Genomic DNA, 19,949 nt, shown 5'->3' with positions numbered 1-19,949 from the left:
GCAGCGCACCCCTCGGGCGGCCCGGGTCCGGAACCCGACCGCGCCGCCAACCGGGCAGGTGGCGGCGGTGGCCGGGCCGGCGGGCGGGGCCGGAGATCGGACAGCCAGACATCGACGTACGACGTTGACCGCGGAGTCGGCCGATCGGTAGCCTGTCCCCGGTCCGGGCTACGACCACCGCGCGCGGGTCAGTGACGGGTGCACGCGAGACACACCGAACCCGCCACGTCCGTCCCGTCGGGCCGGACAGCCGAGCAGTTCCGGAGATCCCGCATGCGTCGTAGATCCGTCCTGTCCATCGCCGTCAGCGCGACGCTCGTCGCCGCCGGTGCGGCGGTCGTCGTCGCCCCGCCCCCGGCGCTCGCCGAGCCCGGCCCGGCCCTCAAGGTCGACGTCGCCGCCGACCGGCACCCGATCAGCCCGCACATCTACGGGATGAACTTCGCCGACGAGGCGCTGGCCGAGGAGCTGGCCCTGCCGGTACGCCGCTGGGGCGGCAACGCCACCACGCGGTACCACTACCGCTACGACACCACCAACCGCGCCTCGGACTGGTTCTTCGAGAACATCGCCGAGGAGAACGCCGACCCCGAGGCGCTGCCGGACGGTTCGTCCACGGACCGCTTCGTCGAGCAGGACCGGCGTACCGGCACCGACAGTGTGCTGACGGTGCCGTTGATCGGGTGGGCGCCGAAGGCCCGGGACGGCTCGTGCGGCTTCTCGGTCGCCAAGTACGGCCCGCAGGAGCGTACCGACGAGTGGCGTCCGGACTGCGGCAACGGCGTGCGGCCGGACGGCTCTCTGGTGACCGGCAACGACCCGCACGACACCAGTGTGGAGATCGGCCCGGAGTACGTCCGGGACTGGCTGCGGCACCTCACCGCCGCGTACGGCACGGCCGCCGAGGGCGGGGTGAAGTTCTACAACCTCGACAACGAGCCGGACATCTGGCACTCCACGCACCGGGACGTGCACCCGACCGGGGCGAACTCGGCGGAGCTGCGCGACCAGGCATACGCGATCGGTGCGGCGGTCAAGGAGGTCGACCCGTCGGCGGCGACGCTCGGCCCGGTGGGCTGGGGCTGGACCTCCTGGGACTACTCCGGACTCGACCAGCAGGAGTGCGGGCGCACGGGGTGCTGGGCGGACCCGCCGGACCGGCCGGCCAGGGACGGGCTGCCCTTCGCCACCTGGTACCTCCAGCAGATGCGCGACTACGAGGAGCAGCACGGGCAGCGGGTGCTGGACTACTTCGACATGCACTTCTATCCGCAGGCCGCCGGAGTGGCGTTCGGCAACGGCAACGACCCGGCCACCAACGCGCTGCGGCTGCGTTCGACCCGGGCGCTCTGGGACCCGACCTACACCGACGAGAGCTGGATCAACACCCAGGTCCGGCTGGTGCCCCGGATGAAGGAGCTGGTGGCGGCGAACTATCCGGGGACGAGGACGGCGGTCACCGAGTACAACTGGGGGGCGCTGGACCACGTCAACGGGGCGCTGGCCCAGGCCGACGTACTCGGGATCTTCGGTCGGGAGGGGTTGGACCTGGCCACCCTCTGGGCGCCGCCGGCCGCGACCCAGCCGGGCGCGTACGCCTTCCGGATGTACCGCAACTACGACGGCGCCGGCGGCCGGTTCGGTGACGTCGGGGTCCGGGCGACCTCCGCCGACTCCGAACAGCTCTCGGTGTACGCGGCCGAGCGCGGCTCGGACGGCGCGCTGACCGTGATGGTGGTGAACAAGAGCGGGGTGGAGCGGACCAGTTCGCTGTCGCTGCGCGGCCGGACCGCCGGAAGCACCCAGGTCTACCGGTACGGCGCCGGCAACCTCGGCGCGATCGTCCGGGAGGCGGACCAGCGGATCCTGGTCCCGCCGCCGGTGGCGGGCGCGCCGAACGGCATCCTGTCGCACACCTTCCCGGCCGACTCGGTGACCCTCTTCGTGATCGGTGCGCCGAGCACCCCGCCGCCGCTGACGGTGCGGCACCGCAACCTGGACCGTTCGCCCACGGACGCCCGGATCCGCCCGGCGATCGAGCTGGACAACCCCGGCCGGGTGCCGGTCGACCTGTCCCGGGTGACCATCGCCGGGACCGAGCCGTGATCGTCGGTACCGAGCCGTAGCGGAGCCGTACCGGCCGGAGTTGTCCGGTCGGTACGGTCACGGCTAAGTTACCGCACAGTAAACCGATCCGGTCGGTCCGCATCCCGGCGCCGATCGACCCACGACCTTCAGGGGTGTGCATGCCAGGTCTGTTCTCGGTCGAGGGCAAGGCGGTGCTGGTCACCGGTGGCACCCGGGGAATCGGGCTGATGATCGCCCGGGGATTTGTCGAGGCGGGCGCCCAGGTGATCATCTCGTCCCGCAAGGCGGAGGTCTGTGCCGAGGTCGCCGAGCAGCTTTCCGGGTTCGGCCGCTGCGAGGCGATCCCGGCGGACATCTCCAGCGCCGCCGGTGCGGGTCGGCTCGCCGAGCAGGTCCTGCAACGGGTGCCGGCCCTGGACGTACTGGTCAACAACGCCGGTGCGACCTGGGGGGCACCGCTGGAGGCGTACCCGGAGAGCGCCTTCGACAAGCTCTGGGCGGTGAACGTCAAGGCGGTCTTCCAGTTGACCACCGCGCTGCTGCCCGCCCTGCGTGCCTCGGCCAGCGCCGACGACCCGGCCCGGGTGATCAACATCGGTTCGATCGACGGCATCCGGGTGCCGTGGATGGAGGTGTACGCCTACTCGGCCACCAAGGCGGCGGTGCACATGCTGACCCGGAGCCTGGCCCATCAGCTCGCCCCGGAGCACATCACGGTGAACGCGATCGCCCCGGGTCCGTTCGAGAGCAAGATGATGGCGTTCGCGTTGGACGACCCGGCGACCCGGGCGACGATCGAGCACCAGGTGCCGCTCGGCCGGATCGGCCGACCCGACGACATGGCCGGAGCGGCGATCTACCTCGCCTCGCGGGCCGGGGCATACCTCACCGGAGCGGTCATACCGGTCGACGGCGGCATCACCACGCACGGCTGACCAGACCGACGTCGGGCATCGCGAACGCCGCGCGGACCTCGGCAGGGTCCGCGCGGCGTGGCGTTCCAGCGACGTGACGTGCCCCGCGCACGCAGTCGCGGGAAACGCTCAGCGACCGGCCAGCAGTCGGTTGACCGCCGTATCGACGTCGAGGTGGTCTCCTTCCCGGCCCCGGGGGACCACCACGTACGTCCGGCGCAGGAACCTGACCAGGACGCTACGTGGCACCTCGAACAGTGCGTTACCGTCCGGTGATGAGAGCGCGAGCGCGACGAAGTCGCCCCGGGGTGTGGCCCAGGGCCAGACCCGGACGTCGCCGATCCCGGCCGGCTCGTCGAGGCCGGTGACGAGCAGCTCCCGGGCGAAGGACCAGCTGACCGCTTCGCCACCGGCGGATTCCGCATGGAACAGGACATGGACCGCATACGGGTCGGCTGGGTCGTAGCGCAGGCTGGCACGCACGGGCAGAGCCGTGGCGTCAGGTGCAACGAGCCTTAACGACGTCTCGACCTCGACCGTGGTCGGTCGGATGACACTCATGGACGTTCTCCCCCCGGCACCGCTGCGGGACGTATGTGTCCCGCCTTTCCCATCCTCAGGTGCTACTCATGGTTACGCTCCGCCATACGCTGATATCACCCAGTAGTGGGAAGAGGCTTCCTAGCCGCCGATCGAAATCGAATCTTTATGTAGGATGTCCAGTTCTGCCCAGGTACTCGATCCCACCCGACGCCGGATGGTTCAGCCGTCGACTCACTCCGGTAACGTCCAGTCGTCCTGTTGAGTGACGGGCCGGGCCACACTGGGGGTTGAAATGGCTACGAATCCATCCTCAATGGAGAAAGCGGCTCTGCCGAGCGCGTCGAGGGTGAACGGGGCCGGCCCCGGGGTCCGCTCCGGCGTCGCGGGGGCGGTCGAAGAGCGGAGGTACGACGTGCCCGACGACGAGCGCGTCCCACGGGGGAAACGGTCCGGACCTGCGACGGAGTCACCCGCGGGCGCCGACGCGGAGGTGTCGCTCGAGCCGTTCGTGACGCAGAACCGGCGGCAACGGGTACGCCGGACGCTGGAGATCATCCGAGCCAATCCGACCGGTCGGATCGCGTTGAAGGTGTTCGTGGCGCTCGCCGGTGCGATCGTCGTCACACTCGGTCTCGCATTGATTCCGCTCCCGGGGCCCGGTTGGCTGATCGTCATCGGCGGGCTGGGTATCTGGGCGGTGGAGTTCCATTGGGCCAAACGGCTGCTCAACTTCACCCGTCGGCACGTACAGGGCTGGGCGCGTTGGGTACGTGAACAGTCCCTCCTGGTCCGGATCGTGCTCGGTTCGGTCGGGCTGGTGTTCGTGGCGGTGGTGGTCTGGCTGTCGGTACGGGCCAGTCTCGGCATCGACCTGATCGCCAGGTTCATGCACTACATCGCGACGCACTGACCCCGAAGTCGCGCGGACTCCGGCGGATCAGGTACAGTCGTCCGCGCTGAGGGCGATTAGCTCAGCGGGAGAGCGCTTCGTTCACACCGAAGAGGTCACTGGTTCGATCCCAGTATCGCCCACCACGCTTGGCAGTGCGCGAACCGCGTTTCTGCTGTCCGAAAGGGCTGGTCCGTCGAGGGCCAGCCCTTCGTCGTTGCTGGCGACGGGGGGTGTGAAGACGGGCCGGACGGTGTCGTCGGCGATGATCAGGCTGACTCGCCCGTCAGGACGTTCTCGATCCACCTCGAGGTCGACGCCAGCTACCTCAAGGTCGACGCCAGCCGGAACTCCGAGATGCACCGTGGCGCGGTGGTCCAGGGTGAGATAACGGAGCGTGGACCAACACGCGGCTAGCCGGGAGGCCAGACAACCATGACCGACGCCACCGCACTCGTCACCGTCTTCGCAGAGCGCGACGCCGAAACACTCGGCCTCACCGTCCGGGTGCTCGCGGACGGCCGGATCCAGATCGTCACCGGGGACCGCGAGTGGACACTGCACCGGGACGACTCGTACACCATCGCCTCCACGGTCATGTCGGCGATGGAGGGCTCGCGATGACCGACGACCCGCTCGGATGGTTCCAGGTTAGTGCCATTAACCAAGGTGCGGCAAGAGCGAGGTGAGTAACGTTAACCTTGGCTATGACACGTGCCCGGCCGACCGGCCACCACCACGGTAACCTGCGCAGCGCCCTGCTCCGGGCTGCTCTGGAACTGGTGGCGGAGCGGGGAGCCCAAGGATTCACCCTGGCCGAGGCGAGCCGCCGGGCCGGCGTCAGCGTGGCGGCACCGTACAAGCACTTCGCGGACAGGGAGGCACTCTTGGCCGAGCTGGCGCGCACCGGCTACGAGCAGCAGTACGAGCGCTTCTCCGCCGCCATGGCCGCCGAGGAAGACCCGACCGAGCAGCTCGCCGCGTTCGCTGCCGCGTACGTGCGATTCGCCGCGAACAGCAAGGCGCTGTTCGACATCACCTTCGCCGCCGGGTTGAACAAGCAGCGCCATCCGGATCTGGGACGGGCCGGTGACCGGGTTCTGCATCTGCTCAGCCAGCCCGCCGGGCGGCTCGTCCACGACCCTGACGAGGCGCTCGACCTCGTCCACGGGGTCGGCGCCACGGCACACGGCTTTGCCGCTCTGCTCGCCGAGGGCGTCTTCGGCGACCCTGACGAGGCGCTGGAGTCCACCACCCGCCGAGCCCGCCGTACGGCCCGCAAGCTGGTGACCGGCCGAGCCGACCTGCCGGACACCTCAACACAGACCCGTTGAGAACCCTGTTGCGTTCGGCGGGGGCATGATCGACTACCGCCGGGTGTCCCGTGATCGACTACCGCCGAGGTGTCCACCCGGGACACCCGGCGGGGACGCCTGCCACGTCACGGGCATCGGGGCCACCAGCGGCGGCCGGCGCGGCGTGCACCGTCGGTGGACGGCCGGCTCGGCAACGCCCCGGAGGGCTTCATCCGGCAGCGACACGCGACCGACGAACTGGTCGAGAACGCGCTGTGCGGGCCGGGCGGCGTAGGTACCATTCGGCCACGGCAAGGTTGATCAGCCAACCGGCGAGCACCAGCCCGGCGCGGACGTTCCCGTCCGGCTGTTCGCCGGTCGCCGCGACGTACGGCGCATGCGTGAACGCCTGCGTGCCGGCGCCGAGGCCGATCGCGTAGCCGCGCGCCATCCACGCCCGGTGCCGGGTGAAGTCGCGGCGCAGGGCGGCGGCGAGGCCGAGCAGGATCGAGGCGGCCATGGCCGAGCCGAAGACGAGCCGCAGGCCGGCGAGCACGTCGTTGTCGTGGGCCGGCAGGTCGTACGCGAACGCCATCCACAGGCCGGTGAGGGCGACCGTCAGTCCACAGGGAACGAGCAGCCGGCCGGCGAGGCGGTGCCAGCGGCGGCGGCGCAGGCTGGGTACGAACTGGAAGGCGCCGAGGATCGTGTAGACCACCGCGCCGACGATGTGCAGTACCACCGGCAGCGGGTCGGCGACGAAGCGGGCGTTCGCCGGGGTGACCTCCGGGCCGGTGCTCAGCTCGGTCACCCGTGCCGCGCCGGCGATTATCGGTATCAGGGCCAGCAGGATCAACGCGGCCGGCAGCCGCCACTCACGCCTCGTCATGCCATCGATGGTGGCCGCCGCACCCGCCCCGGCTCATCGGCAGATGGGCCGCGATCGAACCGGCCCATGGTCGTACGCCGTCGTCGTACTTTCGGCGGTCGCCGACGAGGCGCGACGCGAGCAGCAGGGTGTGGCCGTGGACCGGGGTGCGCCGTCAACCCCGCGCCCGGTTGCGGTTGGTCTGGTACGCCCACATCGCGATCTCGACCCGGTTACGCACGCCGAGCTTGGTCATCAGGCTGGTGACGTGTGACTTGACGGTGCTCAGCGTGATGTAGAGCTCGTCGGCGATCTCCTTGTTGGTGCGCCCCCGGGCGACCGCGACCAGCACCTGCTCCTCCCGGTCGGTGAGCGCCTCGATCGGCTGCTTCGGCGGCGCGGCGGGACCCGCGTCGGCGAACGCCTTCAACAGCCGCGTGGTGACGCTCGGTGCGATGAGCGCGTCCCCGTTGGCGGCCGCGTGCACGGCCTGGGTGAGCAGATCGGGGCCGGCCTCCTTGAGCAGGAAGCCGCGGGCGCCCGCGCGCAGTGCCGCGTACACGTAGTCGTCGAGATCGAAGGTCGTGATGACGACCACCGCGAGCGGCTCCGCGACGGATGGCCCGGCGAGCGCCCGGGTGGCCTCGATGCCGTCCATGCCGGGCATCCGGATGTCGAAGAGGCAGACGTCGGGGCGGAGCCGCCGGGCGAGCTCGACGGCCCGGCGACCGTCGCCCGCCTCGCCGACGACCTCGATGCCGGGCTGCGCGTTCAGAATCATGGTGAGGCCGGTGCGGACGATCTCCTGGTCGTCCGCGACGAGCACGCGTACCGTCACGCGCCAACGCCCGCGCGCGGGAGCACGGCGGTCACGGTCCACCCGCGCTCGGGGTTGGGGCCGGCCTCGCAGGTGCCGCCGAGCAGGTCGGCGCGTTCCATCATGCCCATCAGGCCGAACCCGGGCGAGCCGGCCGGGCGGGCGACGCCGGTCTCGCCGTCGTCGCTGACCCGCAGGCGCACGGAGGTGTCGTCGGCCGCGACGCTGATCTCGATGCGGGTGGCGTGCCGGGCGTGGCGGCGGGCATTGGTGACCGACTCCTGGGCCAGGCGGTAGAGCGCGGAGCCGACCGTGGGCGGGAGGTTGTCAAGTTCACCCCGGAGCTTCACGTCGACGTCCGGCCCGGCGCGGAAGCGGCCGGCGAGTCGCTCGATGTCGGCGACCCGCGGGCTGGGCGCCAGCTCGGCGGGCTGGTCGCGGCGCAGGACGCGGACCATCGCGCGCATCTCGGCGAGCGCGCGGGACGCCTCGGCCTCGATCACGCGGAGCGCCTCGACGGCGGCGCCCGGCTGGCTGGCCGAGGCGGCGATGCCGGCCTGGGCACGGATCGCCATCGCCGACACGTGGTGGGCCACGGTGTCGTGCAGGTCGCGGGCGAGGCGCTCGCGCTCCAGGAGCTTGACCCGGTCGAGCTCGCGCAGCCGGACGGTGGCGCGGAAGCGGACCGCGGCGCCGAGCGTGGCGGCGGCGAACATCACCGCGAAGCCGGCGACCACCTCACCGCCGCCGATCGAGCCGGCCAGGCCGGCGGCGGCAACCTTGGCCGCCACGAACGCCGCACCGAGCACGGCATCCCGGCCGGAGCCCCAGCGGATCAGCGCGTAGCAGAGCAGGACGAGAAAGCTCGTCGCGTACATGTGGCAGGCGTCGCCGGGCAGCACGAACGGGGCGACCGCCGTGAAGCCGAACGCGATCGCCACCATCGCGAGCGGGTGGGTGCGCCGCCACAGCAGCGTGGGCAGCAGCGAGAGCGCGATGACGACGCAGCCGACCCGCCACGGCAGGTCGGGCCGGAAGATTCCCTCCAGCACGATCGCCGGCACGAAGACGGCGAGCAACGCCCAGTCGCGCCACACCCGGGCCGGGGCATGTGGGGCACGCGGCTCGGCCAGCACGGCGCGCAGACGAGGGTGCACGGGACCATCGTACGAACGGTGGTGCGACTTCCAGATCAGCCCAAAGTACGACCGATTCGCCCCGCCGGAGTGCTTTCGGGGTGGGCGCTCCCGCGGGAGCGCCGCGAAGCGAGGTCAGCCACTGACCGGGGCGGACGACGCGCGCACCACCAGCCGGCACGGCCACCACCAGCCGGCACGGCCACCACCAGCCGGCACGGCCACCACCAGCCGGCACGGCCACCACCAGCCGGCACGGCCACCACCAGCCGGCACGGCCACCACCAGCCGGCACGGCCACCACGTGCGGGCCGAGGGTGTGTGCGGAGCGCATTCGGTTCGGCCGTGTCGGATGCCGCCCGCGTTCGGTCGCCGGGTCGACCCGGCAGCCAGGGTTGCCAGCACGTGAAGGTGGAGTTATGTTATCGATCACATCGACCATCGCCAATATATTTGGCGTCCGGACACTGCTCTGTCGGATGCGGTCGCCCACCCTCCCACCCACCCCTGACGAGAGGAGAGGCCAGATGGTCATCCACTCAGGTCGCTCCAGGTTCCGATCCGCCGTCGTCGCGCTGGCGGTAGCGGCGCTCGCCGTCGGTGCGGCGGCAACCGTCGTAGCCCAGACCACCACGCCCGCCCTCGCGGCGGCCTCACCCGTCGAGGACGAGGGCACCGACTGTTCGGTGTCGTTGCCCGGTTCGCTGACCGCGAACTCCCGGCTGCCCGACCCGTTCCGCAGACTGGACGGCTCGCGTATCTCCAGCAAGGCCGACTGGCGGTGCCAGCGCGCGCAGGTCAAGGAGTTGGTCGAGCGTTACGTCTACGGCGACAAGCCGGCGAAGCCGGCAAGTGTCACGGGTACCGTGTCGAACAGCAACATCACGGTGAACGTGTCGGACAACGGCAGGAGTTCCAGCTTCTCGGCCAGCGTCCAACTGCCCAGCGGCACCGGCCCGTTCCCGGCCGTCGTGGTGCTGGGCGGATTCGGCGCGGACACCGCCGCCATCCGCTCCGCCGGAGCGGCGGTCATCAACTACGACCCGTACGCCGTGGGTCGGGAGGGCACGCCCCGGAACAACAAGCAGGGCGCTTTCTACAGCGTTTACGGCAACACGAGCAGCACCGGGCTGCTGGCCGCCTGGTCGTGGGGGGTCAGCCGGATCATCGACGTCATCCAGTCCTCCGGCGGCAACATCCTGCGGACCGACATCGGCGTCACGGGGTGCTCTCGGTTCGGCAAGGGCGCGTTCGCGGTCGGCGCGCTGGACCAGCGCATCGCGTTGACGATGCCGATCGAGTCCGGCAGCGCCGGTGTACCCATCTTCCGTGGCATCCCCGGCGAGGGCGCGCAGAGTCTGAGCAGCGCGTACGGCGAGCAGCCGTGGCTCGGCGACGCCTTCGGTTCGTTCACGGGTAACCCGAACAACCTGCCGGTGGACACCCACGAGATCGTGGCGATGATCGCCCCGCGTGGGCTGTTCATCATGGACAACCCGCACATCGCCAACCTGGGCCCCCGGTCGGCCAGCGTCGCGGCACTGGGCGGAGCGGAGGTCTACAAGGCCCTCGGCGCGGGCGACAACATCACCTACTGGTCCGACGTCCAGGACGGCAGCCACTGTGCCAACCGGGCCGAATGGCGGACCCCGTTGCAGCAGCACATCCAGAAGTACCTGTTGAAGACGGGCAACGCCCCGGGCGCGATGAGGATTTCGAGCAGGGCGGCCGGCAACCTGGCGCAGTGGCGGGACTGGCAGACGCCGACCCTCACCGACGGCCCGAGCACCCCGCCGCCGACCGGTCAGCCCAGCACCCCGCCGCCGACCGGACAACCGACCACCCCGCCGCCGACCACGCCCCCGCCGACCGGGGACAGTTGCACCGCGTCGATGACGCCCGGCACGGTCTGGGGTGACCGGTACAACACCTCGGTGACCGTCAGCGGAGCCAGCACCTGGACGGTCGTGGTCGCGATCACCCCGCCGCAGCAAGTCACGACCACCTGGAGCGGCAGCTTCAGTTGGGACGGCAGCGGGAGCGTGATGACCGTACGCGCCAACGGCAGCGGCAACACGTTCGGCTTCACCACCATGACGAACGGCAACAGTTCAGCCCGACCACAGATCAGATCCTGCACCGCCGGCTGACGCCAGCGACTCGGCAGATTGAACCTTTTTCAACCTGAACCGCGCGGCGCTCACACACCGCGTCCGACCTCGCCCTCGGACGGACCGCAAGGGGAGGTTGAAAAAGGTTCATCGTCTCTGGTGGACATCGCTTCAACCTGCCGCAACCCCGTACACACACTGCGGCGGCTCAACAGCGCGCCCTGCCATCGATTCCGCAAGGCTGTTGCCGCACGAGCTAGTGGAGTAGACCGTGAAAAAGTCCCAGATTCTGGTGGTGGCCGCGGCGACCGCGTTGGTCACCGTGGCGGGAGTCCTGACCGCCCCGCCGCTGTTGGCCGCGACGCCTGATATCACCGTCAATACCGCCTCGTCGTACCAGACGATCGACGGGTTCGGGGCGGCGACCCCGATCTTCGGTGGTTCCGGTAGCCCCTGGACGACCAGCGAAACCCAGACGCTCGTCGGTATGGGCCAGGGGCAACTCGGCATGTCGATCGTGCGGACCGTGGTGTCGCCCGTGTCGAGCGAGTGGGGCCTGTACGCGAGCAGCCTGCAAACGGCAAAGTCGTACGGCTCCGATGTCAAGATTCTTGCTTCGCCCTGGACCGCCCCCGCCCACTTCAAAACGAACAACAGCAGGGTCGGCGGCGGCAAGCTCAGGACGGACTACTACGACGACTATGCCGAGCACCTCAACAGTTACGTGCAGTACATGAAGAGCCAGGGCGTCACGATCGACGTGACCTCGGTGCAGAACGAGCCGGACTGGCACCCTGACTACGATTCGATGGACTGGACCGGCACCGAGTTGCGGAACTTCGTCCGCGACCAGGGTGCCAAGGTCAGGGACACCAGGCTCATGGTTGCCGAATCCTTGAGATTCAACCGCGCGTACTCCGACCCCACCCTGCAGGATGCCACCGCGCGCAACAACATCGGCTACGTCGGCGGCCACCTGTACGACGCCGAGAACAGTGGCAACCTGTCCGCCTACCCGCTGGCGGCGCAGTACGGCAAGAACCAGTGGATGACCGAGTGGAACTTGCACGCGGCCGACGGGAGCGGTTCGAACATCTGGGGAAACCCCAGCAACGCGGCTGTCTGGAACGAGACGCTGGACGACATCATGCGGACCGTGCACAGGTCGATGGAATCCGGTTGGAGCGCGTACATCTGGTGGTACGGCCGCCGCTTCTACTCCTTCATCGGTGACGGCGATTCGCAGTACGGGACCACGAAGGGTCAGGTCCTCAAGCGCGGCTATGCATTTTCGCAGTACTCGAAGCACGTCCGGCCCGGCGACAGGCGGGTCGACCTCTCGAAGAGTTCGAGAGCCTCCTCTCTGGAGGTCACGGCCTACCAGGGCGAGGGCAAGGTCACGCTGGTGATTCTCAACCGCTCGAACAGCGCGGTCGACAACGCCGTCGTCCAGGTCCCGCAGAACATCTCGAAGGCCGAGTACTCCGTCACTTCACAGAACCTGAGCGCGCAGTCACAGCCGGCGAATGTGAGCGGCGGACAGGTGACTGTCAACATCCCGGCGCGGAGCATTTCCACGATCACCGTCAGCGAGGGCCCTGCTGCCACCACCCCGCCCACCAACCCGCCCACCACCGTGCCCACCACCCCGCCCACCACCCCGCCCACCAACCCGCCCGGCGGCGCCGGAAGCTGCCAGGTGACCACTGCGGTCAGTGCGTGGAACACCGGCCTGGCCGGCAACATCACCATCACCAACACCGGCACGAGCGCCGTCAACGGCTGGTCGCTGCGATTCACCCTCGGATCGGGTCAGACCATCACCTCCGGCTGGAACGCCACGTACTCACCAGCCAGTGGTCAGGTGACCGCAACCAACGTCGGCTACAACGCCGCCATCCCACCGGGGGGCTCAACCACCATCGGCTTCCAAGCCAGCCACAGCGGCAACAGCGCCGCACCGAGCGGCTACACCCTCAACGGCACCGCCTGTAGCTGAGCACCCTCTTCTGGCCGGGGCCGCCGCGCGCGGGCCCGGCCCGGACATTCGATCGGAGAGAACGCTTCGGGCCCGCAGGTACTGCACCCTGGCGCGGTGGGCGACGTGGCCGAACCGTTGGACCGGATCTGGCGGACGGAGGCGGCCGGCATGTTCGGCGCGGGGCGTCAGCGGCCGGCGCGGGGCGAGCGGTGAGCGGTGAGGACCACCTCCCACGGCATGTTCGGCGCGGGGCGTCAGCGGTCGGCGCGGGGCGAGCGTTGAGCGGTGAGGACCACCTCCCACGGCATGTTCGGCGCGGGGCGTCAGCGGTCGGCGCGGGGCGAGCGTTGAGCGGTGAGGACCACCTCCCATTCGACCTCACCGCCGGCCGGTACCACCGCGGCGTTCCCGCCGGGCGTGGCGTCGAGGTCCGCCTCGGCCAGGTCGAAGACCCGGCCGAGCATCGGCTCGACCCCGATGCTCCGGTACGGCGCCGCAGCCGGCCAGCCCCGTAGGTTGCGCCAGAGCGCGGTGGCGCGGGGCTGGTCCGGACAGTGCAGGCGCAGCCGGAGCACATCGGCGCCGTCCACCACCCGTACGTCGTCGGCACCGACCAGGACGGCGCCGACCGCGGTGCCGTCGTCCGGACCGAACCGGTCCAGCGGCAACCCGGCCGGGTCGGGCCAGGTGCCGGTGTGCCACCGGTCCCCGGTCCGCCACGTCCCCGGTGGCAGCAGGTGGGCGGCCTCCGGATAGAGCCGGGTGGGGGTGCCCGGCGGGGCGACCAGCCGGGCCGACGGTGACAGGTCGAGCAGGGCGTGCCCGGCCCAGACGAACCGGTAACCCGGCTCGGCGGCCAGTCGGTAGCGGGCCTGCACCGCGCCCGCCTCCTCGGTGATCCGGCGGGCGAGGGTGAATTCGGCACAGTCGACGACCGCGCTGCCCGGACCGGTCGTCCGCCACGGGCGGGACCAGGCGTCGCCGTGGTCCGGGGTGCCGCGTACGGTCGGCACGCACTCCTCCAGGCCGCCCGCGTCGACGAACGCGTCGCCCGGGGCGACCCGGTCCCGGCCGGTCGCGCCGCCCCGCCAGAGCCACTCGCGCCCGCCACCGGCCAGGCTGGTCCACCGTCCACCGTGCCGGTGGTCGACGGCGACCCGCAGCGGTACGGCGACCGGTGCGGAGCCGTCCGTCCGGCTCAGCATTCCGTCCCGCCGGCCGGTCGTCCCAGTACGCGGGCTCGCCGCGCCTCGTCCCGGCTCACCATTCCGCGAAGGAGCCGTCGTCGTGCCGCCAGACCGGGTTGCGCCAGGCGTGCCCCTGCCGGGCCGCGGCGCGTACGGCCTGCTCGTCGACGGTGATGCCGAGCCCGGGCGCCTCCGGCCGGCGCAGGTGCCCGTCGACGAACCGGAACGGCTCCCGGTCCAGCACGTAGTCGAGCAGTTCCGAGCCGGAGTGGTAGTGGATGCCGATGCTCTGCTCCTGAATCAGGAAGTTCGGCGTGGCGAAGGCGACCTGGAGGCTGGCGGCGAGCGAGATCGGCCCGAGCGGGCAGTGCGGGGCCAGCACCGCGCCGAACGTCTCGGCCAGCGCGGCGATCCGGCGTACCTCGGAGATGCCGCCGGCGTGCGAAAGGTCGGGCTGCACCACCGCCACGCCCGCGCGCAGCGGCCCGAGGAACTCGTGCCGGGCGAAGAGCCGCTCGCCGGTCGCGATCGGCACCGGCGAGGCGCTGACGAGATCGCCGAGTTGGTGGTTGTGCTCGGGGAGTACCGGTTCCTCCACGAAGAGCGGCCGCAGCGGGGCGAGTTCCGGCAGGATGCGGCGGGCCGCCGCCGGGCTCGCCCGGCCGTGGAAGTCCAGCGCGATGTCCCGGTCGTCGCCGAGCACCTCCCGGACGGCGGTGACCCGGCGCACCACGGCCGCCACCTCGGTGGCGCTGGGGATGGCGGCGAGCAGGCCGGAGGCGTTCATCTTGATCGCCGTCATGCCGGCCTCGACCTGTGCGGCGGCGGAGTCGGCGAGTTCGGCCGGCTCGTCGCCGCCGATCCAGGAGTAGATCCGGACCCGCTCCCGGACCGGACCGCCGAGCAGCGCGTGCACCGGTGCGCCGTACGCCTGGCCGGCGATGTCCCAGAGTGCCTGGTCGAGGCCGGCGACCGCGCTGGAGAGTACCGGACCGCCCCGGTAGAAGCCGCCCTTGGTGAGCACCTGCCAGTGCTGCTCGATCCGCAGCGGATCCTCCCCGAGCAGATACTCGGAGAGCACCTCGACGGCGGCGCGGACCACCTCGGCCCGGCCCTCCACCACCGGCTCACCCCAGCCGACCAGCCCCTCGTCGGTCTCCACCCGGCAGAAGAGCCACCGGGGTGGGACGAGGAAGGTCTCGATTCGGACGATCTTCACTGGACGCCTCTCTGTAATCGATCAGCCCGTGCTCGCGCACCGTCGGGCAGTGCTGCTCACTCGCTGTCGCCTCGGTGTTCGCCCGGCTCGGCTCCGCGCTCGCTCCGCTCCTCGGGCCGTGGCCGGCCCTGCGATGCTCACTCGCTGTCGCCTCGGTGCCGGCGTACCTTCTGGACGTCCCGGATGGCCTTGTCCAGCAGGTCGCGCATGGCCTGCTCGGCGCCGGTCGCGTCGGTGCGCCGGATCGCGTCCACCACCGCGCGGTGGCTGGGCACCGGGTCGTCCTCGGGTGCCACACCGTGCACCAGGCGGTCCCGTTCGGCCAGTCCGGTCTCCATCACCACCTCCATGCGCTGCACCAGCTCGTTGTGGGTGGCGGCCAGCAGCGCGCGGTGGAAGCCCAGGTCGGCGCGGACGGCGGTGACCGGGTCGGTGGCGGCGGACATCTCGGCCAGCGCCTCGTCGAGGGCGGCCAGGTCGGCGCCGGTGGCGCGGTCGGCGGCGAGCCGCGCGGCGGCCGGCTCGACGATGGTACGCACCTCGTGGAGCTGGTCGAGCAGGTGCTGCCCGGCGCCCTCGGCGAACTGCCAGCGGATCACGTCACCGTCGAGCAGGTGCCAGTCCGCCCGGGGGCGTACGAAGGTGCCCCGCTTCTGCCGGGCGTCCACGATGCCCTTGGCGGTGAGGACCTTGAGCGCCTCGCGCAGCGCGGTGAGGCTGACGTCGAGCTCCTGCTGGAGTGCGGCCAGGTTCAGAGTGGCGCCCTCGGCGATCTCACCGGCGAGGATGCGCCGGGCGATGACCTCGACGGTCTGACCGTGGACACCGCGACGTGCGTACTGTGCCAATGCTCTCCGCGCCTTCTCGTTCGTCCGATGGTGGTCTGTGTCAGGCCGAGGCTTTCACCGCGGTCCAACCGCCGTCCACCACCAGGGTGGTGCCGGTGACGTAGCCGGCGTCCGGCGAGGCGAGGAAGGCGATGGCCGCCGCCACCTCGTCCGGGGTGCCGAACCGGCCGGCCACAGTCTCCGCCACACTGCGCTGCCGGTCCACTTCGGACACCCTGTCCCAGGCGGCGGTGAGGATCGGGCCGGGCAGGACGGTGTTGACCCGCACCTCGGGGCCGTACTCGACGGCGAGCTGGCGGCCGAGCGCGACCAGCCCGCCCTTGGCGGCGGCGTACGCGGGGTGGCCGGGCAGCCCGACCATCGCGTGCACCGAGGAGACGAGGACGGCCGCGCCCCGGCCGGCGCGCAGGTCGTCCAGGCATGCCTTGAGGCCGATGAAGGCGCCGGTGAGGCTCACCGCGAGCTGCCGGTCCCAGGACTGCCGGCTGGTCTCGTGCGCCGGGGCGACCTCGCTGAAGTAGGCGTTGCTGACCAGGATGTCCACCGGGCCGAAGTGATCACGGAGTGTGGTCGTCGCGCCGGCCCAGTCGGTCTCGTCGGAGACGTCGGCGACGATCGGACAGGCCCGGCCGCCGGCTGCGGCGATCTCCTGGGCGACCTGCTCCGGCGCCCGGAGGTCGACCAGACCGACCGCCGCGCCCTCGGCGGCGAGCCGCCGGGCGGTGGCCGCACCGATGCCGCCGTAGGCCCCAGTGACCAGGGCAACCTTGCCATCCAGTCGACGCATTCGCTGGCTCACCACCCGTCGCCGCCGCAGATCAAAACATTAATTAGGAAGAAATCTTGACAGGCGCGACCCCTGGATGCAACCTTCTGGATCACACCGTTTACCTGAGCGATACACCCGCGACCCGGCCCCCGGGTCGATGAGGAAGGGATACTCCCCGTGAGCGACTTCGACCCCGGTCGTCGCCGGTTCCTCGGCCACCTCGGACTCGCCGGCCTCGGCGCGCTCGGTGCCGGCAGCCTGCTCGGCTGCGCCAGCTCCGCCAGCACCTCGTCCGGTGGCGGCGGGAGCAACGGCCCGGTCACCGTGCAGTCCAACCTCTCCTCGCCGCAGGCGAAGGTCGCGATGGAGAAGATCATCGAGACCTTCAACAAGCAGGGCAAGGGCAGCGCGACGCTGAACACCGTCGCGGCCGAGACCTACCGCACCCAGCTTCCGACGTACCTGACCTCGGCGAACCCGCCGGACCTCTACACCTGGTACGCGGGTTCGGTCGCCAACGACTACGCCAGCAAGGGCCTGCTGCTGGACGTCTCCGACGTCTGGCAGGGGTTGACCGACTACCCCGAGGCGCTGCGCACCATCTCCACCGACGCCTCCGGCAAGAAGGTCTTCGTGCCGATGACCAACTACTGGTGGGGCTTCTTCTACCGCAAGTCCAACTTCGCGAAGTGGGGCGTGCAGGAGCCGAAGACCTGGACCGAGTTCGTCGCGCTCTGCCAGACGTTGCAGGGCAAGGGCGTCCCGCCGATCGGCATCGGACTCGGCGACACCCCGTGGGTGGCGTCGGCCTGGTTCGACTACCTGAACATCCGGATCAACGGGGCGCCGTTCCACCGCGAACTGCTCGCCGGCAAGCAGCGCTTCGACGACCCGAAGGTCAAGGCGGTCTTCACCCGGTGGCGCGAGGTGCTGCCGTACTTCGACCCGAAGGGCAAGGCGTACCCGTTCCAGGAGGCCACCGCCGCGCTGCTGGCGGGCAAGACCGGCATGTTCCTGATCGGCACCTTCTTCGCCGACGCCGCACCGAAGGACGCCCTCGGCGACCTCGACTTCTTCCGGTTCCCGATCATCGACCCGGCGGTGCCGGTCGCCGAGGAGGGCCCGACCGACGGCTTCTTCGCCAGTGCCAGGACCGGCAACCCGACCGGCACCAAGGCGCTGCTGAGCTACCTGGCCTCGGCACCGGCGCAGGAGGAGTACATCACGCACAGCTCCGGGATCGTGCTGCCGGCCAACCCGAAGGCCAAGGCCGCCGACTCCCCGCTGGTCGCCAAGGGCAAGGCGATGCTGGACAGCGCCCAGGAGCTGACGCAGTTCTTCAACCGCGACTCCAGCGACGCGCTCCAGCCGACCGCCGACACCGCGCTGACCAAGTTCATCGACAAGCCCGACCAGATCGACGCGATCCTGCGCGAGTGGCAGGCGGGAGCGGAAAAGGTCTTCAAGGGCTGATGACCGCACTCGCCCCGACCGAGAGCCCACGGCAGCGGCGGGCACCGGACCGGAAGTCGTCCCGACGGCGCCCGGCCCGGCGCCTGTCGCCGCTGCTGGTGGCCTTCGTGCTCGTACCCTTCGCGGTGGAGAGCATCTGGGTCTTCTGGCCGGCCCTACAGGGCTTCTACTTCTCGCTCACCCGCTGGGACGGTCTCGAACCGCCACAGTTCATCGGCCTGGACAACTACACCGAGCTGGCCGGCGACTCGGTCTTCCGGGGCGCCCTGCTCAACACCGTGATCTGGCTGGTGCTCTTCGGCGGGCTCTCGGTCCTCGGCGGGTTCGGCATGGCGCTGCTGTTGCAGAAGGAGCGGCGCGGCATCGGCTTCTACCGGGCCGCACTCTTCACCCCGGTGGTCTTCTCGCTGGTGGTGACTGGGCTGGTCTGGCGGGTCTTCTACCAGCCGGACGGGCTCGCCGACCAGTTGCTCCGGGCGGTCGGCCTGGAGCAACTGATCCGACCCTGGCTGGCCGACCCGCAGACCGCGCTCTATGCGGTCATCCTGCCCGCACTGTGGCGGCAGATCGGGTACGTCATGGTGCTCTACCTGGCCGGTCTCAAGGCCATCGACCCGGCGCTGCACGAGGCGGCCCGGATGGACGGCGCCAACGGCTGGCAGCGGCTCTGGAACGTCACCGTCCCGCAGCTACGCGGGGTCAACGCGGTGGTGCTGTCGGTCATCGTGATCGACTCGCTCCGCTCGTTCGACATCGTCTGGGCGCTGACCAGAGGCGGGCCGTACCACTCCTCCGAACTGCTCAGCACCTACATGTACTCGACCGCGTTCCAGAGCCTGCGGCTCGGCTACGGCTCGGCGATCGCCGTCGTGATCTTCGTACTCGCGCTGGCGGTCATCCTCGGCTACCTCGTCCGCGCCTTCCGGGAGGACGACTGATGATTCGCAAGCTCCGGACCGGCGGCTTCCACCTCGGGATGAGCCTGGTGGCGCTGCTCTGGCTCGGCCCGATCCTCTGGGTCGTCAGCATGTCGGTCCGCTCCTTCGACGACATCGCCGCGAACGGGGTGGGCAGCCTGCCGCGCTCGTTCACCCTGGACACCTACCGCCAGGCGTGGACCGACGGCGGGGAGATGCGGGCGCTGATCAACAGCCTGCTGGTGACCGTACCGTCGGTACTGCTCAGCCTGGCGCTGGCTGCGGTCGCGGCCTTCGCGCTGGCCCGGTTCCGGATCCCCGGCCGGCGCACCATCCTGCTGCTGATGCTCGCCGGCAACCTGCTGCCGCCGCAGATCCTGCTCATTCCGGTGAACAAGTTCAGCGAGCTGATCGGCCTCTACGACACCCTCTGGGCGCTGATCGCGGTCCAGGTCGGCTTCGGACTCGGCTTCTACACGTTCGTGCTGCACGGCTTCATGCGCGACCTGCCGGGCGAGATCCAGGAGGCGGCGCTGATCGACGGCGCCGGAGTCGGGCAGATCTTCGCCCGGGTGATCCTGCCGCTGACCCGGCCGGCGCTGGCCGCCCTCGGCGCGCTCTCCTTCACCTGGATCTTCAACGACCTGCTCTGGGCCATCACGGTACTGCGCACCGACGACCGGATGCCGGTCACCCCGGCCCTGCTGGGCCTACAGGGTCAGTTCGTCTCCTCGTGGAACGTCATCGCCGCCGGCACGGTGATCGCGGCGGTGCCGACCGTGCTGGTCTTCCTCCGCTTCCAGCGACACTTCGTGTCCGGCCTCGCGATCGGAGCCGTCAAGTGAACCTTTCTCGACCTGAACAGGGCGGCGCCACCGCCCGGCCTTCCAGCCG

General features: G+C 70.5%; 18 protein-coding genes and 1 tRNA gene. 11 read left to right on the top strand and 8 right to left on the bottom strand.

Features of this window, described 5'->3' with window-relative positions; genetic code table 11:
* Positions 1 to 273: 273 nt before the first annotated feature.
* Complete coding sequence (locus tag ACQEVC_RS40285) at positions 274 to 2,106, top strand: glycoside hydrolase family 44 protein (RefSeq protein ID WP_432888923.1); 1,833 nt, start codon at positions 274 to 276, stop codon at positions 2,104 to 2,106.
* A 140-nt stretch (positions 2,107 to 2,246) separates the two neighbouring features.
* On the top strand, positions 2,247 to 3,023 hold the full coding sequence (locus ACQEVC_RS40280; RefSeq protein WP_432888921.1) for a glucose 1-dehydrogenase: 777 nt from the start codon (positions 2,247 to 2,249) through the stop codon (positions 3,021 to 3,023).
* A 108-nt stretch (positions 3,024 to 3,131) separates the two neighbouring features.
* Here ACQEVC_RS40280 and ACQEVC_RS40275 read toward each other — a convergent pair whose 3' ends face one another.
* Positions 3,132 to 3,563, bottom strand: coding sequence for an SsgA family sporulation/cell division regulator (locus tag ACQEVC_RS40275; protein WP_101365276.1), 432 nt, complete (start codon positions 3,561 to 3,563; stop codon positions 3,132 to 3,134).
* A gap of 310 nt (positions 3,564 to 3,873) precedes the next feature.
* Between ACQEVC_RS40275 and ACQEVC_RS40270 the strand changes: the two genes are divergently transcribed.
* The 4 genes from ACQEVC_RS40270 to ACQEVC_RS40255 all read left to right on the top strand — a co-directional run bounded on the left by ACQEVC_RS40270 (position 3,874) and on the right by ACQEVC_RS40255 (position 5,768).
* A complete protein-coding gene (locus ACQEVC_RS40270) occupies positions 3,874 to 4,455 on the top strand; it encodes a TIGR02611 family protein (protein WP_432891989.1) in 582 nt (193 codons plus the stop codon).
* A 50-nt stretch (positions 4,456 to 4,505) separates the two neighbouring features.
* Positions 4,506 to 4,580 (top strand) — tRNA-Val (locus tag ACQEVC_RS40265).
* Positions 4,581 to 4,869: 289 nt separating this feature from the next.
* Positions 4,870 to 5,058 carry a hypothetical protein gene (locus ACQEVC_RS40260; protein WP_318402260.1) on the top strand — a complete coding sequence of 63 codons (189 nt, stop codon included), beginning with the start codon at positions 4,870 to 4,872 and terminating at the stop codon, positions 5,056 to 5,058.
* A gap of 83 nt (positions 5,059 to 5,141) precedes the next feature.
* Positions 5,142 to 5,768 carry a TetR/AcrR family transcriptional regulator gene (locus ACQEVC_RS40255; protein WP_432888918.1) on the top strand — a complete coding sequence of 209 codons (627 nt, stop codon included), beginning with the start codon at positions 5,142 to 5,144 and terminating at the stop codon, positions 5,766 to 5,768.
* 190 nt (positions 5,769 to 5,958) lie between these two features.
* Here the strand turns inward: ACQEVC_RS40255 and ACQEVC_RS40250 are convergent, their stop codons facing one another.
* The 3 genes from ACQEVC_RS40250 to ACQEVC_RS40240 all read right to left on the bottom strand — a co-directional run bounded on the left by ACQEVC_RS40250 (position 5,959) and on the right by ACQEVC_RS40240 (position 8,571).
* On the bottom strand, positions 5,959 to 6,618 hold the full coding sequence (locus ACQEVC_RS40250) for a DUF2306 domain-containing protein (protein ID WP_432888916.1): 660 nt from the start codon (positions 6,616 to 6,618) through the stop codon (positions 5,959 to 5,961).
* 154 nt (positions 6,619 to 6,772) lie between these two features.
* Complete coding sequence (locus tag ACQEVC_RS40245; protein ID WP_432888914.1) at positions 6,773 to 7,435, bottom strand: response regulator; 663 nt, start codon at positions 7,433 to 7,435, stop codon at positions 6,773 to 6,775.
* The gene (locus tag ACQEVC_RS40240; protein ID WP_432888912.1) at positions 7,432 to 8,571 is read right to left on the bottom strand and encodes a sensor histidine kinase; all 1,140 of its coding nucleotides are present in this window, start codon (positions 8,569 to 8,571) and stop codon (positions 7,432 to 7,434) included. The genes ACQEVC_RS40245 and ACQEVC_RS40240 overlap by 4 nt, the downstream gene beginning before the upstream one ends.
* A 506-nt stretch (positions 8,572 to 9,077) precedes the next feature.
* On the opposite strand from ACQEVC_RS40240, the gene ACQEVC_RS40235 reads away from it, so the two are divergent.
* Both ACQEVC_RS40235 and ACQEVC_RS40230 read left to right on the top strand, forming a co-directional pair.
* The gene (locus ACQEVC_RS40235; protein WP_432888910.1) at positions 9,078 to 10,700 is read left to right on the top strand and encodes a glucuronyl esterase domain-containing protein; all 1,623 of its coding nucleotides are present in this window, start codon (positions 9,078 to 9,080) and stop codon (positions 10,698 to 10,700) included.
* Between the two features lie 232 nt (positions 10,701 to 10,932).
* The gene (locus tag ACQEVC_RS40230; protein ID WP_432888908.1) at positions 10,933 to 12,660 is read left to right on the top strand and encodes a cellulose binding domain-containing protein; all 1,728 of its coding nucleotides are present in this window, start codon (positions 10,933 to 10,935) and stop codon (positions 12,658 to 12,660) included.
* Between the two features lie 305 nt (positions 12,661 to 12,965).
* Here ACQEVC_RS40230 and ACQEVC_RS40225 read toward each other — a convergent pair whose 3' ends face one another.
* The 4 genes from ACQEVC_RS40225 to ACQEVC_RS40210 all read right to left on the bottom strand — a co-directional run bounded on the left by ACQEVC_RS40225 (position 12,966) and on the right by ACQEVC_RS40210 (position 16,683).
* Positions 12,966 to 13,847: a hypothetical protein gene (locus ACQEVC_RS40225; protein WP_432888906.1), complete on the bottom strand. Its 882-nt coding sequence runs from the start codon at positions 13,845 to 13,847 to the stop codon at positions 12,966 to 12,968.
* A gap of 55 nt (positions 13,848 to 13,902) precedes the next feature.
* A complete protein-coding gene (gene dgoD, locus ACQEVC_RS40220) occupies positions 13,903 to 15,048 on the bottom strand; it encodes a galactonate dehydratase (RefSeq protein ID WP_318402273.1) in 1,146 nt (381 codons plus the stop codon).
* Positions 15,049 to 15,185: 137 nt separating this feature from the next.
* The gene (locus ACQEVC_RS40215) at positions 15,186 to 15,896 is read right to left on the bottom strand and encodes a FadR/GntR family transcriptional regulator (RefSeq protein ID WP_432888903.1); all 711 of its coding nucleotides are present in this window, start codon (positions 15,894 to 15,896) and stop codon (positions 15,186 to 15,188) included.
* Positions 15,897 to 15,936: 40 nt separating this feature from the next.
* Positions 15,937 to 16,683 (bottom strand): SDR family NAD(P)-dependent oxidoreductase, encoded by a 747-nt coding sequence (locus tag ACQEVC_RS40210; protein ID WP_432888901.1) that lies wholly within the window; start codon positions 16,681 to 16,683, stop codon positions 15,937 to 15,939.
* Between the two features lie 159 nt (positions 16,684 to 16,842).
* Between ACQEVC_RS40210 and ACQEVC_RS40205 the strand changes: the two genes are divergently transcribed.
* From ACQEVC_RS40205 to ACQEVC_RS40195, 3 genes are read left to right on the top strand one after another with little or no spacing between them, the layout of a single operon-like run.
* Positions 16,843 to 18,138: an ABC transporter substrate-binding protein gene (locus ACQEVC_RS40205; protein ID WP_432888899.1), complete on the top strand. Its 1,296-nt coding sequence runs from the start codon at positions 16,843 to 16,845 to the stop codon at positions 18,136 to 18,138.
* Entirely contained in the window at positions 18,138 to 19,076 is a 939-nt protein-coding gene (locus tag ACQEVC_RS40200) for a carbohydrate ABC transporter permease (protein WP_432888897.1), read from the top strand. The genes ACQEVC_RS40205 and ACQEVC_RS40200 overlap by 1 nt, the downstream gene beginning before the upstream one ends.
* A complete protein-coding gene (locus tag ACQEVC_RS40195; protein WP_432888895.1) occupies positions 19,076 to 19,900 on the top strand; it encodes a carbohydrate ABC transporter permease in 825 nt (274 codons plus the stop codon). Before ACQEVC_RS40200 ends, ACQEVC_RS40195 begins: the two co-directional genes overlap by 1 nt.
* The last annotated feature ends 49 nt before the right edge of the window (positions 19,901 to 19,949 follow it).

It is taken from the genome of Plantactinospora sp. CA-294935 (genome assembly GCF_050936445.1).
Classification (GTDB): Bacteria; Actinomycetota; Actinomycetes; order Mycobacteriales; family Micromonosporaceae; genus Plantactinospora.
Note: the sequence above shows the minus strand (reverse complement) of the source record. Positions and strands in the feature narration are given on the sequence as shown.